The sequence below is a fragment of the Pseudomonas sp. SDO5591_S426 genome, from assembly GCF_054070755.1.
In genome coordinates this window covers 53,084-67,634 of sequence record NZ_JBSVXD010000006.1, presented here as the reverse complement: position 1 = coordinate 67,634, position 14,551 = coordinate 53,084, and the positions used below count along the sequence as shown (strand labels likewise).

At 61.3% G+C, this 14,551-nt stretch carries 13 protein-coding genes; all 13 read right to left on the bottom strand.

Features of this window, described 5'->3' with window-relative positions:
• Positions 1 to 13 precede the first annotated feature (13 nt).
• The 13 genes from ACW9JC_RS02890 to mraZ are packed head-to-tail and all read right to left on the bottom strand — an operon-like array spanning position 14 to position 14,254.
• A complete protein-coding gene (locus ACW9JC_RS02890; protein ID WP_338582909.1) occupies positions 14 to 880 on the bottom strand; it encodes a cell division protein FtsQ/DivIB in 867 nt (288 codons plus the stop codon).
• 4 nt (positions 881 to 884) lie between these two features.
• Positions 885 to 1,844 (bottom strand): D-alanine--D-alanine ligase, encoded by a 960-nt coding sequence (locus ACW9JC_RS02885; protein ID WP_448109249.1) that lies wholly within the window; start codon positions 1,842 to 1,844, stop codon positions 885 to 887.
• Positions 1,841 to 3,301 carry a UDP-N-acetylmuramate--L-alanine ligase gene (murC, locus tag ACW9JC_RS02880; protein WP_457453448.1) on the bottom strand — a complete coding sequence of 487 codons (1,461 nt, stop codon included), beginning with the start codon at positions 3,299 to 3,301 and terminating at the stop codon, positions 1,841 to 1,843. Before murC ends, ACW9JC_RS02885 begins: the two co-directional genes overlap by 4 nt.
• A complete protein-coding gene (murG, locus tag ACW9JC_RS02875) occupies positions 3,294 to 4,364 on the bottom strand; it encodes an undecaprenyldiphospho-muramoylpentapeptide beta-N-acetylglucosaminyltransferase (protein WP_338582912.1) in 1,071 nt (356 codons plus the stop codon). Before murG ends, murC begins: the two co-directional genes overlap by 8 nt.
• A complete protein-coding gene (gene ftsW, locus ACW9JC_RS02870; RefSeq protein ID WP_445177281.1) occupies positions 4,354 to 5,571 on the bottom strand; it encodes a putative lipid II flippase FtsW in 1,218 nt (405 codons plus the stop codon). Before ftsW ends, murG begins: the two co-directional genes overlap by 11 nt.
• Positions 5,568 to 6,914, bottom strand: coding sequence for a UDP-N-acetylmuramoyl-L-alanine--D-glutamate ligase (gene murD, locus ACW9JC_RS02865; protein WP_457453446.1), 1,347 nt, complete (start codon positions 6,912 to 6,914; stop codon positions 5,568 to 5,570). Before murD ends, ftsW begins: the two co-directional genes overlap by 4 nt.
• 6 nt (positions 6,915 to 6,920) lie before the next feature.
• Entirely contained in the window at positions 6,921 to 8,003 is a 1,083-nt protein-coding gene (gene mraY / locus ACW9JC_RS02860) for a phospho-N-acetylmuramoyl-pentapeptide-transferase (protein ID WP_016773275.1), read from the bottom strand.
• Complete coding sequence (locus ACW9JC_RS02855; protein WP_457453444.1) at positions 8,003 to 9,370, bottom strand: UDP-N-acetylmuramoyl-tripeptide--D-alanyl-D-alanine ligase; 1,368 nt, start codon at positions 9,368 to 9,370, stop codon at positions 8,003 to 8,005. Before ACW9JC_RS02855 ends, mraY begins: the two co-directional genes overlap by 1 nt.
• On the bottom strand, positions 9,363 to 10,826 hold the full coding sequence (locus ACW9JC_RS02850; RefSeq protein WP_457453442.1) for a UDP-N-acetylmuramoyl-L-alanyl-D-glutamate--2,6-diaminopimelate ligase: 1,464 nt from the start codon (positions 10,824 to 10,826) through the stop codon (positions 9,363 to 9,365). Before ACW9JC_RS02850 ends, ACW9JC_RS02855 begins: the two co-directional genes overlap by 8 nt.
• Positions 10,826 to 12,565 carry a peptidoglycan D,D-transpeptidase FtsI family protein gene (locus ACW9JC_RS02845; protein WP_416126409.1) on the bottom strand — a complete coding sequence of 580 codons (1,740 nt, stop codon included), beginning with the start codon at positions 12,563 to 12,565 and terminating at the stop codon, positions 10,826 to 10,828. The genes ACW9JC_RS02850 and ACW9JC_RS02845 overlap by 1 nt, the downstream gene beginning before the upstream one ends.
• Positions 12,565 to 12,858 (bottom strand): cell division protein FtsL, encoded by a 294-nt coding sequence (ftsL, locus tag ACW9JC_RS02840; protein ID WP_338582919.1) that lies wholly within the window; start codon positions 12,856 to 12,858, stop codon positions 12,565 to 12,567. Before ftsL ends, ACW9JC_RS02845 begins: the two co-directional genes overlap by 1 nt.
• Complete coding sequence (gene rsmH, locus ACW9JC_RS02835; RefSeq protein WP_445177282.1) at positions 12,855 to 13,802, bottom strand: 16S rRNA (cytosine(1402)-N(4))-methyltransferase RsmH; 948 nt, start codon at positions 13,800 to 13,802, stop codon at positions 12,855 to 12,857. Before rsmH ends, ftsL begins: the two co-directional genes overlap by 4 nt.
• Positions 13,799 to 14,254 carry a division/cell wall cluster transcriptional repressor MraZ gene (mraZ, locus tag ACW9JC_RS02830; RefSeq protein WP_338582920.1) on the bottom strand — a complete coding sequence of 152 codons (456 nt, stop codon included), beginning with the start codon at positions 14,252 to 14,254 and terminating at the stop codon, positions 13,799 to 13,801. The genes rsmH and mraZ overlap by 4 nt, the downstream gene beginning before the upstream one ends.
• Positions 14,255 to 14,551 lie beyond the last annotated feature (297 nt).

Sequence of the window (14,551 nt, the reverse complement as noted above, 5' to 3'; positions counted from 1 at the left end):
GTCCTGCCTCTTCTTAATTCTTCGCGACAGCGGGTTGGGCTGTCGTGGGCGCTACAGGTTCCCGCCAGCCAACAGCGAGGCCGTTGGCGTAGCGCAGATCGATGCGCGCAATGTTCGTAATCTGTTCTTTGAGCGTCTTGTCATAGATGGCAATGAAGCGGCGCATCTTTTCCACCAGGTTGCCGCGTCCCAGCAGCAGTTCGATTCCGGGGCCCGCGCTGCCGGGGCCAGTGGTCAGGAACCAGCTGCCTCGCTCACGCAACTCCAGGCGCGCAATCGAGAAGCCCATTGGCCTGAGCATCTGGCTCAGGACCTGGTATTGCTGCATTACTTGCTGCTGGGCCCGTTGTGGGCCGAACAGCTGTGGCAGGTGTTCGTAGTTCGCCAGCTCACGCGGGGTGAACGCCTGGCCCTGGTTGTTCAACAGCGACTCGTCGCCCCAGCGGGCCACCGGCAGTTGTTCTTCCAGGCGGATGACCACTTGATCCGGCCATACCCGACGCACTTCGGCGTGGGCAATCCATGGCATCTGTTCCAGCTCCGAGCGCATGCTCGCCAGGTCGACTGTGAAGAAGCTCGACGCCACGTACGGGGCGATTCGCTGCTGCACCGCTTGCTGGCTGATGTAACTCAAGTCGCCCTGCACGTTGATCTTGGTGATCGGCCGGTCGGCGTACGGCAGCAATCGCTGTGCACCTTCGTAAGTACCAAACCCCAATGCCACCAGCAGCACCGGCCAGAACAGGCTTTTCAGAAAACCGAAATTGGCTTTCGGCAGGCGCGCAGACATCGGCTCTTTGGCCACCATTCGGCTGGCACCCCGCGGCACCGGCTTGCGGCCGGGTGCGGGTGGCTGATGTCTGACTTGAGCGCCGTGCATGGTCTTAACCTCTCGACTCTTCAACACTGGCGGCCAGGATGGCCACGACCAGTTGCTGGAAATCCAGACCGGCAGCACGGGCCGCCATCGGCACCAGGCTGTGATCGGTCATGCCCGGCGCCGTGTTGACTTCCAGGAACCAGAACTGCCCGTCGGCGTCCTGCATCACGTCGGCCCTGCCCCAACCGGCGATACCCAGCGCTTCACAGGCTTTCGCCGTGAGGTCCATGAGTTCCTTTTCCTTGGCGCTGTCCAGTCCGCACGGAATGCGGTACTGGGTATCGTTGGCGATGTACTTGGCGTCGTAGTCGTAGAAACTGTGCGTCGTGCCCAGGGCGATTGGAGGCAACACCTGGTCACGCAGGGTGGCGATGGTGAACTCCGGACCTTGAATCCATTGCTCGACCAACACTTGCGAATCGTAGGTACTGGCCGCTTTCCATGCGTCGATCAATTCCGGCGCGGAAGTCACTTTGGCCATCCCGATACTTGAACCTTCATGCGCCGGTTTGACGATCAAAGGGAAGCCCAGTTCCGTCGCCGCCGAAATACAATCGGCCTCGCTGCGCAGCACGGCGTGACGCGGCGTCGGAATCCCGAGGCTGTGCCAGACCTGCTTGGTGCGCAGCTTGTCCATGGCCAGTGCCGAGGCGAGGATGCCGCTGCCGGTGTAAGGAATACCCAGGCATTCGAGCAGGCCCTGCATGCTGCCGTCTTCACCGCCACGACCGTGGAGAATGATGAAGGCGCGGTCGATCTTTTCACTCTGCAGACGCTGCAGCAGGTCATCACCGACGTCGAGGCCGAACGCGTCCACGCCCGCGCTTTGCAGCGCGTCGAGAACAGCGTTACCCGACTTCAGGGACACTTCGCGCTCGGCACTCTTGCCGCCGAACAGCACGGCGACGCGGCCGAAATCTTTCGGCGCGATCGTGGAGACGAGGTTGGCGTATGCAGCAGTCATTTCAACTTCCCCTTCTCCGGCGCGGCAACCGCACCGGCGAACAACTCACTTTTCAACAGTTTTGGCGCGAGGCCGCCAATATCACCGGCGCCCTGGCACAACAGGATGTCGCCGGCACGCAGCAGCGGCTTGACCACTGGCGCGAGGTCGACACCACGCTCGATGTAGATCGGATCAAGCTGACCGCGCTGGCGGATGCTGTTGCACAGCTTGCGGCTGTCGGCACCCGGAATCGGCTCTTCGCCCGCCGGATAGACTTCCATCAGCAGCAGCACGTTGGCGTCGGCCAGTACATTGACGAAATCGTCGTACAGATCGCGGGTACGGCTGTAGCGGTGCGGCTGGTAGACCATCACCAGTCGGCGCTCCGGCCAGCCACCGCGCACGGCTTTGATCACGGCGGCGACTTCGGTCGGGTGGTGACCGTAATCGTCGACCAGCATCACGTTGCCGCCCTCTACCGGCAGTTCGCCGTAGACCTGGAAGCGGCGGCCGACACCCTGGAACCCGGACAGGCCCTGGACGATGGCTTCATCGCTGACGCCCTCGTCGGTGGCGATGCAAATGGTCGCCAATGCGTTCAATACGTTGTGGTTGCCCGGCATGTTCACCGAGACATCCAGCGGCTCGCGGTCAGGACGCAGCACGGTGAAGAAAGTCTGCATGCCTTGCTGGCGCACATTGATCGCGCGTACGTCGCAGTCGTCGCCAAAGCCGTAGGTAACGGTCGGACGCTTGACCTGCGGCAGGATTTCGCGCACGACCGGATCGTCCAGGCACACCACCGCCAAACCGTAGAACGGCAGGTTGTGCAGGAACTCGACGAAGGTTTTCTTCAGTACGTTGAAGTCACCGCCGTAGGTCGCCATGTGATCGGCGTCGATGTTGGTGACCACGGCCACCAACGGTTGCAGGTGCAGGAAACTGGCATCGCTTTCGTCGGCTTCGGCGATCAGGTAACGGCTGGTGCCGAGCTGGGCATTGGTGCCCGCGGCATTCAGACGGCCACCGATGACGAACGTCGGGTCCAGGCCACCGGCTGCAAACACCGAAGCGATCAGGCTGGTGGTGGTGGTTTTGCCGTGGGTACCGGCGACGGCGATGCCGTGGCGGTAGCGCATCAGCTCAGCAAGCATTTCTGCACGCGGCACTACAGGAATACGGCGTTCCAGCGCGGTGGCGACTTCCGGGTTCGAGGTGTTCACGGCGCTCGACACCACCAGCACGTCGGCGGCGGCAGCGTTCTCGGCACGGTGGCCGATAAAGATTTGCGCGCCGAAAGACTCCAGGCGCTCGGTGACCGGCGAAGCCTTCAGGTCGGAGCCGGACACTTGATAGCCCAGGTTCAACAACACTTCGGCAATCCCGCACATGCCCACGCCGCCGATACCGACGAAGTGGATGCGACGGATGCGGCGCATTTCCGGTTGCGGCATGGCTTTCTGATTCTCAACCATGGGCCACCTCCAGGCAGGTATCGACCACGTTACGGGTGGCATCGGGTTTGGCCAGACGGCGGGCCGCTTGGGCCATTTCTTCGAGTCGTTGCGGTTGCATCAGGACCTCTGTCAGGCGCGCGGCAAGATCCGCTGCGCCAGTCGTTCTTTGCGGCATCAGGAAGGCTGCGCCTTCACGGGCCAAATAATCGGCGTTGCGGGTCTGGTGATCGTCAATCGCATGGGGCAAGGGCACCAGCATCGAGGGCAGACCGGCGGCAGCCAGTTCACTGATGGTCAGCGCACCTGCGCGACATACCACCAGGTCGGCCCAGCCATAGGCTTGGGCCATGTCTTTGATGAAAGGCTGCACCTGCGCCTCGACGCCAGCTGCGCGATAGCGCTCTGCAGTCACTTCATCGTGGTTTTTGCCGGCCTGATGGAACACGTCCGGGCGCAGGTCGACGGCGACTTGCGACAGGGCTTCAGGCAGCAACTTGTTCAACGGCTCTGCGCCCAGGCTTCCGCCAAGGATCAGCAAACGCGCCTTGCGACCGGCCAGGGCTGGTCGCGGTGTTTCGAGGAACAGCTCGGTGCGCACCGGGTTACCGGTGGTCCGACGGCTGTTCGACAGGGTAAAGGTGTCGGGGAACGCTTCACAGACTCGGGCGGCCAACGGCACCAGCAACCGATTGGCGGTACCGGCCACGGCGTTCTGTTCATGAACGATCACCGGTACGCCGGCCAGTTTGGCGGCAACACCGCCAGGACCGGTCACATAGCCACCAAAGCCCACCACGCAGGCCGGCCGCAGCTGACGAATGATCGCCCGCGCCTGCCAGACCGATTTGAGCAACATGAACGGCGCTTTGAGCAACGACAATTTGCCCTTGCCCCGCAGGCCGCTGGCGTTGATTCGATGCAGTTCGATGCCGGCCGCCGGGACCAGTTCGTTCTCGATGCCGCGCGGCGTGCCCAGCCAATGCACGGTGTAACCGCGCGCCTGGAATTCGCGGGCACAGGCCAGCGCCGGGAACACATGCCCACCGGTGCCGCCAGCCATGATCAAGACGTTAGCGCCCATGGTTCGGCTCCTCTGCGAAGTCGCTCTCATGGAACTCCATCTCTTCACTGCCCAGGTGGGTTCGACTCTCCCACTCGATGCGCAGCAACAAGCCGAGACAGGCACAGCAAATCACCAACGAACTGCCGCCATAACTGAGGAACGGCAGCGTCAGACCTTTGGTAGGAAGCAGGCCGACGTTCACGCCGATGTTGATCAGGAACTGACCGATCCACAGGAACGACAAACCGTAGGCCACATAAGCCGCGAAGAACTGCTTGGCCTTCTCGGCCCACAAACCGATGTACATGCCACGAATACAGACGAAGACGAACAGCGCGACCGTGCACAAGGAACCCACGGCGCCCAGCTCTTCGGCCAGGACCGAGAACACGAAGTCGGTGTGCGCTTCCGGCAGGTAGAACTGTTTCTGCACGCTGTTGCCCAAGCCAACGCCCAGCCACTCGCCGCGACCGAACGCGATCAAGGCCTGGGACAACTGATAGCCGGCACCGAACTGGTCGGCCCACGGATCGGCGAAGTTGGTCAGACGCGCCATTCGATACGGCTGCATCTGGATCAACAGCACCACCGCGCCGACCGCGAGCACCACCATCAGAGAGAACCGGAACAAGCCGACCCCGCCGAGGAATAGCATCGCCGCCGCTGCGCCCATCATTACGACGGTGGCACCGAAGTCAGGCTCCATCAGCAACAGGCCCGCCATTGGCAGCAGAACGATGAACGGCTTGAAGAAGCCCATCCAGCTTTCACGCACTTCTTTCTGACGACGCACCAGATATCCGGCGAGGTAAATCACCACGAACACCTTGGCGATTTCGGACGGCTGTACGTTGAAGAAACTGAAACCGATCCAGCGCATCGAACCGTTCACTTCACGGCCGATGCCGGGGATGATCACCATCACCAGCAAGCCGAATGCGCCCAGCAGCATCAGCCAGCCCAGGCGTTGCCAGGTGGCGATCGGAATCATCATGGTGACGATGCAGGCACCGAGGCCCAGCACCACATAGATGAGGTGGCGAATCATGTAATACAGGGCGCTGCCCGACTGCACGGCTGCCACTTCAGTGGAAGCCGAGGCAATCATGATCAGCCCGAGGCCGAGCAACGCCAGGCACCCGGCGAGCATCGGGAAGTCGAGGTCGATACCGCGCCCGGTGATCAGTGGCGATGGGTACGGCTTGATGATGTTCAGCAGGCTCATGCCAGTTCCTCCACAGCTTGGACGAACTGGTGACCACGGTCTTCGTAGTTCTTGAACATGTCGAAGCTGGCGCAGGCTGGCGACAGCAGCACCACGTCACCCGATTGGGCAGCGGCGCGGCATTGCACAACGGCATCAATCAGAGAGCCGGCACGAATCAACGGCACTGCATCGCCAATGGCCTCGCCGATCTTGTCGGAATCGCGGCCCATCAGGATCACGGCGCGGCAGTTGGCTGCCACCGGATCACGCAGGTCGTTGAACTCGGCGCCCTTGCCGTCGCCACCGGCGATCAGCACGACCTTGCCGTCGATGTCCGCGCCCAGGCCTTCGATAGCTGCCAGCGCGGCGCCCACGTTGGTGGCTTTGGAATCGTTGTAATAGCCCACGCCATCCAGGTCACGCACCCACTGGCAGCGATGCTCGAGACCGGCGAAGGTGCGCAGGGCCGAGAGCATGGCGTCGAACGGCAGGCCGACGGCATGACCGAGCGCCAATGCCGCGAGGGCATTCGATTGGTTATGTGCACCGCGAATTTTCAGCTCGCGCACCGGCATCAGGTTCTGGAATTCGAAGGCCAGGTATTTCTCGCCGTCTTCTTCACGGATACCGAATGCCTTGAAATCCGGTTTGGTCAGGCCGAAGGTCCAGCACGGCTGGCCCTCGCCCATCAGCGGACGGCTCAGGGCGTCCTGACGGTTGACCACAAACTGCTTGGCACCACGGAAGATCCGGTGCTTGGCCAGATGATAGGCCGGCAGACCGCTGTAGCGGTCCATGTGGTCTTCGCTGATGTTGAGCACGGTCGCCACTTCGGCGTTGAGCTGGTCGGTGGTTTCCAGTTGGAAACTCGACAACTCCATTACGTACAGTTCGATGTCGTCGCTCAGCAGGTCCAGCGCCGGCGTGCCGAGGTTGCCGCCGACGGCGACACGCTTGCCGGCCGCTGCCGCCATCTCGCCGACCAGGGTGGTCACGGTGCTTTTCGCGTTGGAACCGCTGATGGCCACGATCGGCGCCTTCGCGTTACGCGCGAACAGCTCGATATCGCCGGACAATTTCACGCCACGGGCGGCGGCAGCCTGCAACGCCGGGGTCGCCAGGGCCAGACCGGGGCTCACGTAGAGCTCGTCGGCACGGCACAGGAATTCGACGTCCAGCTCGCCACAACGCACTTCCACGTGCGGATAGTCACGCTTGAGCGTGGCCAGTTCCGGTGGATTTTCCCGCGTATCGGCCACGGCAAACGCCACGCCCCGATTCGCCAGGAAGCGAACCAGGGACATGCCGCTCTTGCCGAGGCCGACAACGATGCGGAAGTGGTCAGAAGCGATCAGAGACACGAGTTTCTACCTCAGCTTCAGGGTGGCAAGGCCGACCAACACGAGAATCACGGTGATGATCCAGAAACGGACAATCACACGCGGCTCGGGCCAGCCCTTGAGTTCAAAGTGGTGGTGAATCGGCGCCATGCGGAATACGCGGCGACCGGTCAGTTTAAAAGAGGCGACCTGAATGACCACTGACAGGGTTTCCATCACGAACACACCGCCCATGATGAACAGGACGATTTCCTGACGGACGATCACCGCGATGGTGCCCAGGGCTGCGCCCAGCGCCAGTGCGCCGACGTCACCCATGAAGACTTGCGCCGGATAGGTGTTGAACCAGAGGAAACCCAGGCCCGCACCGATCAATGCGCCGCAGAACACGATCAACTCGCCCGCGCCCGGCACATAAGGAATCAGCAGGTATTCGGCGAATTTCACGTTACCCGACAGGTAGCAGAAAATGCCCAGGCCACCACCGACCATCACGGTCGGCATGATCGCCAGGCCGTCGAGGCCGTCGGTCAGGTTGACCGCGTTGCTCGAACCGACGATCACGAAGTAGGTCAGCACGATGAAACCGGCGCCCAGCGGAATGCTGTAGTCCTTGAGCATCGGCAGGATCAGCGTGGTTTCCACCGGTGTGGCAGCGGTCATATAAAGGAAGATCGCCGCGCCGAGGCCAAATACCGACTGCCAGAAATACTTCCAGCGGCTTGGCAAGCCACGGGAGTTCTTCTCGATCACTTTACGGTAGTCGTCGACCCAGCCGATGGCGCCGAACAACAAGGTCACCAGCAACACGACCCAGACGTAACGGTTGCTCAAGTCAGCCCACAACAGGGTGCTGACGCCGATGGACGACAAGATCAACGCGCCACCCATGGTCGGGGTGCCGGACTTGGAAAGGTGCGATTGCGGACCATCGTTACGAACGGACTGACCGATCTGACGGTTCTGCAGGGTGCGGATCATCCACGGGCCATAGCACAGCGACAAGACCAGCGCGGTCAGTACACCAAGAATCCCGCGCAGGGTCAGGTACTGGAAGACCGCGAAGCCTTTGTAGAACTGTTGCAGATACTCCGCTAGCAGCAGCAGCATTAATGTTTCTCCAGGCTGGTCCCGCACAAAGCGGCGACGATGTTTTCCATCGCGGCGCTGCGCGAGCCCTTGATCAAAATGGTGGTGTTTGTGTCTTGCTCGGCGCCCAGGGCCTTGATCAGTTCAGCCTGCGTGCTGAAGTGAAAGGCTTGTGGACCGAAGGCGTTGACGGCGTGAACCATCATGGGTCCGACGGCGTACAGCGCGGAAACCTTGCCACGGGCGTACTCGCCCACGTCGCGATGCCCCTGCTCCGCCCAATCGCCCAACTCGCCGATATCCCCGAGCACCAGAACGGTGCGGCCGGAAAAGCCGGCGAGTATATCAACGGCGGCGCACATCGAGGTGGGGTTTGCGTTGTAAGTGTCATCGATCACGCGCATGCCGTTGGTCGCCAGTTGCGCAACGGTACGACCCTTGACCGGTTGCACTGCGCCGAGGCCGGTGGCGATGCCGAACAGCGACACACCCAACGCATGGGCAGCCGCCGCAGCAGCCATGGCATTAGCCACGTTGTGGGTGCCGAGCAGGTTCAATTGCACGCGCTCCACACCTTCGGGGCTGTGCAGGTTGAACGCCGGGCAACCGCGCGCATCGGTGGCCAGGTCGCTGCCGTAGAAGTCAGCGCTGGTGTTGCTCAAGGCGAACGTCAGCACTTTGCGATCACCGGCGCGCGCCTTCCAGATACCGAACGCCTTGTCGTCGAGATTGAGAACGGCGACGCCATCGGCATCCAGCCCTTCAATAATCTCGCCCTTGGCTTCGACGATTTTTTCCGGCCCGCCGAACTCGCCAACGTGGGCGGTTCCGGCATTGTTGAGAATGGCCACGTGGGGTTTGGTCATGCCCACGGTGTAGGCAATTTCACCCAGGCGCGAGGCACCGAGTTCGATCACGGCGGCGCTATGCTCCGGCGCCAGTTCGAGCAGGGTCAGCGGAACGCCGAGGTCATTATTCAGATTGCCACGGGTCGCCAGCACCGGACCGCGCGTGCGCAGGATGCTCGCGAGCATTTCCTTGACCGTGGTCTTGCCGCTGGAACCGGTGACGGCTGCGACCTGATGCGTGAAGGCTTTGCGGTTCAGCGCGCCCAACTGGCCGAGTGCCTGACGGGTATCGCTGACCAGCAATTGCGGCAGTGTGCTGTCGGCCACTTCACGCTCGACCAATGCCGCCACGGCACCTTTGGCCGCCACGTCATTGAGGTAGTCATGACCATCGAAGCGCGGACCGGCCAAGGCAATGAACAACTGACCCGGTTTGATCGCACGGCTGTCGATGCTGACACCGTCGAAGCTGGCATCGGCAGAAATCAGGCGGGCATTCAGCGCGCCGGTCAATTCGCTCAGTTTCAAGGCTTTAAGCATGGGCCACCTCCCACGCGGTCAAGGCGTGATCGGCCTCGACCAGATCGGAGAAGGCGTGGCGTTCGCCATTGATTTCCTGATAGTCCTCGTGACCTTTGCCGGCCAACACGATCACGTCGTCCGCCGACGCACTCGCGATCAACTGGGCAATCGCCTGGCCACGGCCAGCGACGAACGTCACTTTATCCACAGCCGTGAAACCGGCGCGGATGTCGTCAAAAATCACTGAAGGATCTTCGGTGCGAGGATTGTCGTCGGTGACCAGCACGCCGTCGGCCAGACGCTCGACCACTTCCGCCATCAGCGGACGCTTGCCGCGATCGCGGTCGCCGCCACAGCCGAACAGGCACAGCAACCGACCTTTTACGTGCGGACGCAATGCCGTCAGAACTTTTTCCAGAGCATCCGGGGTGTGAGCGTAATCGACCACCACCAACGGTTGAGTACCGCCACCGAGGCGCTGCATGCGACCGGCCGGGCCTTCAAGCTTCGGCAACACCTTGAGAATTTCGTCCAGCGCGTAATCCAGACCGAGCAAAGCGCCGACCGCTGCCAGTACATTGCTCAGGTTGAAACGGCCGAGCAAGGTGCTGCGCAGATGGTGCTCGCCCTGCGGCGTCACCAGCGTGGCGCGCACGCCTTCGTCGTCGAAATGCGCTTCGCGGCAATAGAGGTAGGCGCTGCTGTCGAGCAGGCTATAGGTGATCAGCCGCGATTCACGTTTTTCGGCGGCCAGTTGCCGGCCGAAATCATCGTCGAGGTTCACCACACGGCACTTCAAATCGTTCCAGGCAAACAGTTTGGCCTTGGCTTCGCCATAAGCCTGCATGGTGCCGTGATAGTCCAGATGATCGCGGGACAGGTTGGTCATCACCGCCACATCAAACGCCAGTGCGGTGACACGGCCTTGATCCAGACCATGGGAAGACACTTCCATCGCGACCGCTTTGGCACCGGCCTTTTTCAGGTCGCCCAGGGTCGCTTGCACGGCAATCGGATTCGGCGTGGTGTGCAGGCCGCTTTCCAGCGCGCCGTAGAAACCGGAGCCGAGCGTGCCGACGATGCCGCAGTGCTGACCGAGCAGGTCCAGTGCCTGGGCAACCAGTTGGGTCACGCTGGTCTTGCCGTTGGTGCCAGTCACGCCCACCAGGTTCAGGTGATGACTCGGCTCGCCATAAAAACGCCCGGCGATGTCCGACAGCTGCGCCGCCAGGCCTTTGACCGGAATCAATGGCACGTCAGTGATCGGCAGCACAGTAGCGCCTTCCACTTCATAAGCCACGGCAGCCGCGCCGCGCGCCAGTGCGTCGGCGATGTGTGCACGGCCATCGAATTTGCCGCCCGGCACCGCGAGGAACAGGTCCCCGGCGCGTACGTTGCGACTGTCCAGCGCCAATTCACGGATCAACAGATCGTGGCCGGCGTGGGGGAATATCTTGTTCAGACTTAATGACATCAGCCGCGCCCTCCATTGGCTTTCAGTGGAACGACCGGCGTAGCGTTCGCTTGTTGAGTAGGTGGCAGGTTGTCCGGTGTGACGTTCATCAGGCGCAGGGTGCCGGACATCACACGGCTGAATACCGGCGCCGATACCAGGCCACCGAAGTAACCGGCCTTGGTCGGTTCGTCGATCACCACCACGATGGCGTACCGCGGATCGCTCATCGGGCCGAAACCGGCGAACAGCGAGCGGTAGGAATTCTCGGCATAGCCTTTGGTGCCGACCGAGGTTTTACGTGCAGTACCGGACTTGCCGCCCACGTGATACGCCGGCACCTGCGCACGGAATACACCGCGCGGGGCTTCGATCACTTGTTGCAGCATGCCTTGCATGGTTTTCGCGACAGCTTCCGGCAATACCTGGGTGGTTTGCGGCGCCTTGTCGGTTTTGATCAGTGTCAGCGGTGCAAGACGACCGTTGTTGGCCAGCGCCGAGAAGGCGTGCACCAGCTGGATCGCCGTCACCGAAATACCGTAGCCATAGGACAGCGTTGCGGTTTCAGCCTTGCGCCACTCGCGGTAGTTCGGCAGGTTGCCGACGCGCTCGCCCGGAAAGCCAAGACCGGTGTCCTGGCCGAGGCCGACTTTCTGCGCCAGACGGAAAATGGTTTCGCCGCCGATATCGAACGCGACCTTACTCATGCCGACGTTACTGGAATTGATCAGAATGCCGGTCAGGTCGAGCACCGGACCTTCGGTCTTGGAGACGTCCTTGATGGTGTACTTGCCGATCTGCAGGGAGCCCGGGTACACCTCGACGGTGTCGCTCGGTTTCCAGCGCCCGGTTTCGATCGCGGCGCTCATCGAGATCGCTTTCATGGTCGAGCCTGGCTCGAACACGTCGATCATCGCGCGGTTACGCATCATCGCCGGTTGCAGGTTGCGACGGTTGTTCGGGTTGTAGGTCGGCTGGTTGACCATGGCGAGGATCTCGCCGGTCTTCACGTCCATGATCACCAGGCTGCCGGCCTTGGCGCCGTTCTCGATGATCGCGTTACGCAATTCGCGGTTGGCCAGGTATTGCAGGCGCAGGTCAATGGACAACGCCAAGGGCTTTCCGGCCTTGGCGTTTTTGGTGACCTGGACATCTTTGATCAACCGGCCACGCCGGTCCTTGATCACCTGTCGTTTGCCGGGCACCCCGGCGAGCCATTCGTCGTAGGCCAGTTCGACACCTTCTCGACCGTGATCGTCGATATCGGTGAAACCGACCATATGCGCGGTGACTTCACCGGCAGGGTAGAAACGGCGGAACTCTTCGATGCCGTAGACGCCCGGCACTTTCAGATCGAGCACAGCCTGGCCCTGCTCAGGCGTCAGCCCGCGCACCAGGTAAATGAATTCTTTATTGGCTTGTGCTTCGAGGCGCTCGGCCAGAGCTTTCGGGTCTTGCCCGAGTGCGGCGGCGAGTGCTGGCCACTTCTCTTTGGCCAGTTGCATTTCCTTGGCGTTGGCCCACAGGGTCGTCACCGGTGTACTCACGGCCAATGGCTCGCCGTTACGGTCGGTGATCAGGCCACGGTGAGCCGGAATCGGAATGTGACGAACGCTGCGCGCGTCGCCCTGACCTTTGAGGAAGTCACGGTCAACCACTTGCAGGTCGATGATGCGCCAGGCAATCGCTGCCACCATGACGCCGAGCAAACCCACCACCAGGCGGAAGCGCCACGGAAAGAGTGCGCCCTCGAGTTTCATCATGGCGCCACCATCTGCACTTCGGCGGCACCGGGAATGCGCATTTTCAGTTGTTCGGTGGCCAGCACTTCGATACGGCTATGCGCCGTCCAGGTGCTCTGCTCAAGAATCAACCGGCCCCATTCAGCCTGCGCCTTGTCGCGCACGCTCAACTCGTTGTACAGCGAGTTCAGCAACTGACGATTCCAGTGCGCGCTGTAGGACACACCGATGGCCGAAACGAGCACGCCAACAAACAGCAGCAGCATGAAAAAGCTTCCGCCGGGCAGTGGCTTGGCGAAAAGCCTGCTCACCGCAGCTTCTCCGCCACACGCATGACAGCGCTACGGGAACGTGGGTTGGCTTTGAGTTCGGCGTCGGAGGCCGTCTGCGCTTTGCCATGGACTTTGATTTTCGGTTCGAAGGCGACGTGCCGAACCGGCAGGTTGCGCGGCAGGTTGTCGGCTTCACCCTTCACCAGCTTGCGCATGAACAATTTGACGATGCGGTCTTCAAGCGAGTGGAAGCTGATCACCACCAGGCGACCGCCCACTTCCAGACATTCCAGCGCGGCTTCGAGGCCGGTTTCCAGATCGCCCAGTTCGTTGTTGACGTGAATACGCAGGCCCTGGAACGCACGGGTTGCAGGGTTCTTGCCCTTTTCCCACGCAGGGTTGGCGACTTTCAACACTTCGGCCAGATCAGCGGTGCGCTCGAACGGCTTGATGTCACGGCGCTCGGCCACGGCACGGGCCATGCGACCGGAAAAACGCTCTTCGCCGTATTCCTTGAACACCCGGGCGATTTCTTCCGCGGGCGCGGTGTTGACGAACTCGGCCGCACTGATCCCCCGGGACGGGTCCATGCGCATGTCGAGCGGGCCATCGTTGAGGAAACTGAAGCCGCGTTCAGGATCGTCGAGCTGCGGCGAAGACACGCCGAGGTCGAGCAAAATACCGCTGACCTTGCCGTGCAGACCGCGCTCGGCCACTTCGGATCCGAGCTCGGCAAAGCTGCGCTGCACAACGACAAAGCGGCCGTCTTCGGCCGCTAGCGTCTGCCCGGTGGCAATCGCTTGAGGATCCTTGTCGAATCCCAGCAACCGGCCATCTGGACCGAGCTGGCTGAGGATCAACCGGCTATGCCCGCCGCGCCCGAACGTGCCATCCAGATAGCAGCCATCAGGACGTACGGCGAGAGCCTCGACGGCTTCGTCAAGCAGTACGGTGATGTGGTTAAAGCCGCTATCAATAGTCACAGGATCAAATCACGCAGTTCGTCAGGCATGGCGCCCGGTTGTTGAATAGCAGCCAGGTCAGCGGCAGCAACCGCATCCCAGGCATCCTCGTCCCACAATTGGAACTTGTTCAATTGGCCTACCAACATCGCGCGCTTATCCAACTTGGCATATTCACGAAGACGCGGTGGAACCAGAAAACGACCACTGCCATCGAGCTCGAGGTCGACGGCATTACCAATCAGTAAACGTTGCAGGCGGCGGTTCTCTTCGCGAAGCGAAGGCAAAGCGCGCAGTTTGGTTTCAATAATTTCCCACTCATCGAGGGGGTAAACACACAAACACGGATCAACGGCATCAATTGTGACGATCAACTGACCGGAACTACGCGAAACGAGCTCGTCACGGTACCGGCTCGGCATGGCGAGACGGCCCTTTGCATCGAGACTGATAGCGTTGGCTCCGCGAAACACGTCAGCGTTTCTCCAAATTCTAGCGTTTTGAGTTCAAAAAACCCACTTCATGCCACTTTCCGCCACTTGCGCACACTATAGGAATGCGCCCACCACACCGTCAAGGCGCGGATTAAAGGAAAACCCTTACAGAACTGAGATTTAGGAGCATAAAAGGAGGGGTAACGAGAATCCGGCAGGTAAAACTGCCCGATAACTTGAATCAGCACAGAAGGCTGCGTTCGAAAGTTAAAGTAATTTATTAAGAGTAAGATTTTTTCGGTATTACAACAGGGGTTCTGCAGATGATTGTGTAAG

Coding starts and splice junctions, on each gene's coding strand:
- ACW9JC_RS02890 (WP_338582909.1), bottom strand. CDS start 880: ATGCACGGCGCTCAAGTCAGACATCAGCCACCCGCACCCGGCCGCAAG.
- ACW9JC_RS02885 (WP_448109249.1), bottom strand. CDS start 1,844: ATGACTGCTGCATACGCCAACCTCGTCTCCACGATCGCGCCGAAAGAT.
- murC (WP_457453448.1), bottom strand. CDS start 3,301: ATGGTTGAGAATCAGAAAGCCATGCCGCAACCGGAAATGCGCCGCATC.
- murG (WP_338582912.1), bottom strand. CDS start 4,364: ATGGGCGCTAACGTCTTGATCATGGCTGGCGGCACCGGTGGGCATGTG.
- ftsW (WP_445177281.1), bottom strand. CDS start 5,571: ATGAGCCTGCTGAACATCATCAAGCCGTACCCATCGCCACTGATCACC.
- mraY (WP_016773275.1), bottom strand. CDS start 8,003: ATGCTGCTGCTGCTAGCGGAGTATCTGCAACAGTTCTACAAAGGCTTC.
- ACW9JC_RS02855 (WP_457453444.1), bottom strand. CDS start 9,370: ATGCTTAAAGCCTTGAAACTGAGCGAATTGACCGGCGCGCTGAATGCC.
- ACW9JC_RS02850 (WP_457453442.1), bottom strand. CDS start 10,826: ATGTCATTAAGTCTGAACAAGATATTCCCCCACGCCGGCCACGATCTG.
- ACW9JC_RS02845 (WP_416126409.1), bottom strand. CDS start 12,565: ATGAAACTCGAGGGCGCACTCTTTCCGTGGCGCTTCCGCCTGGTGGTG.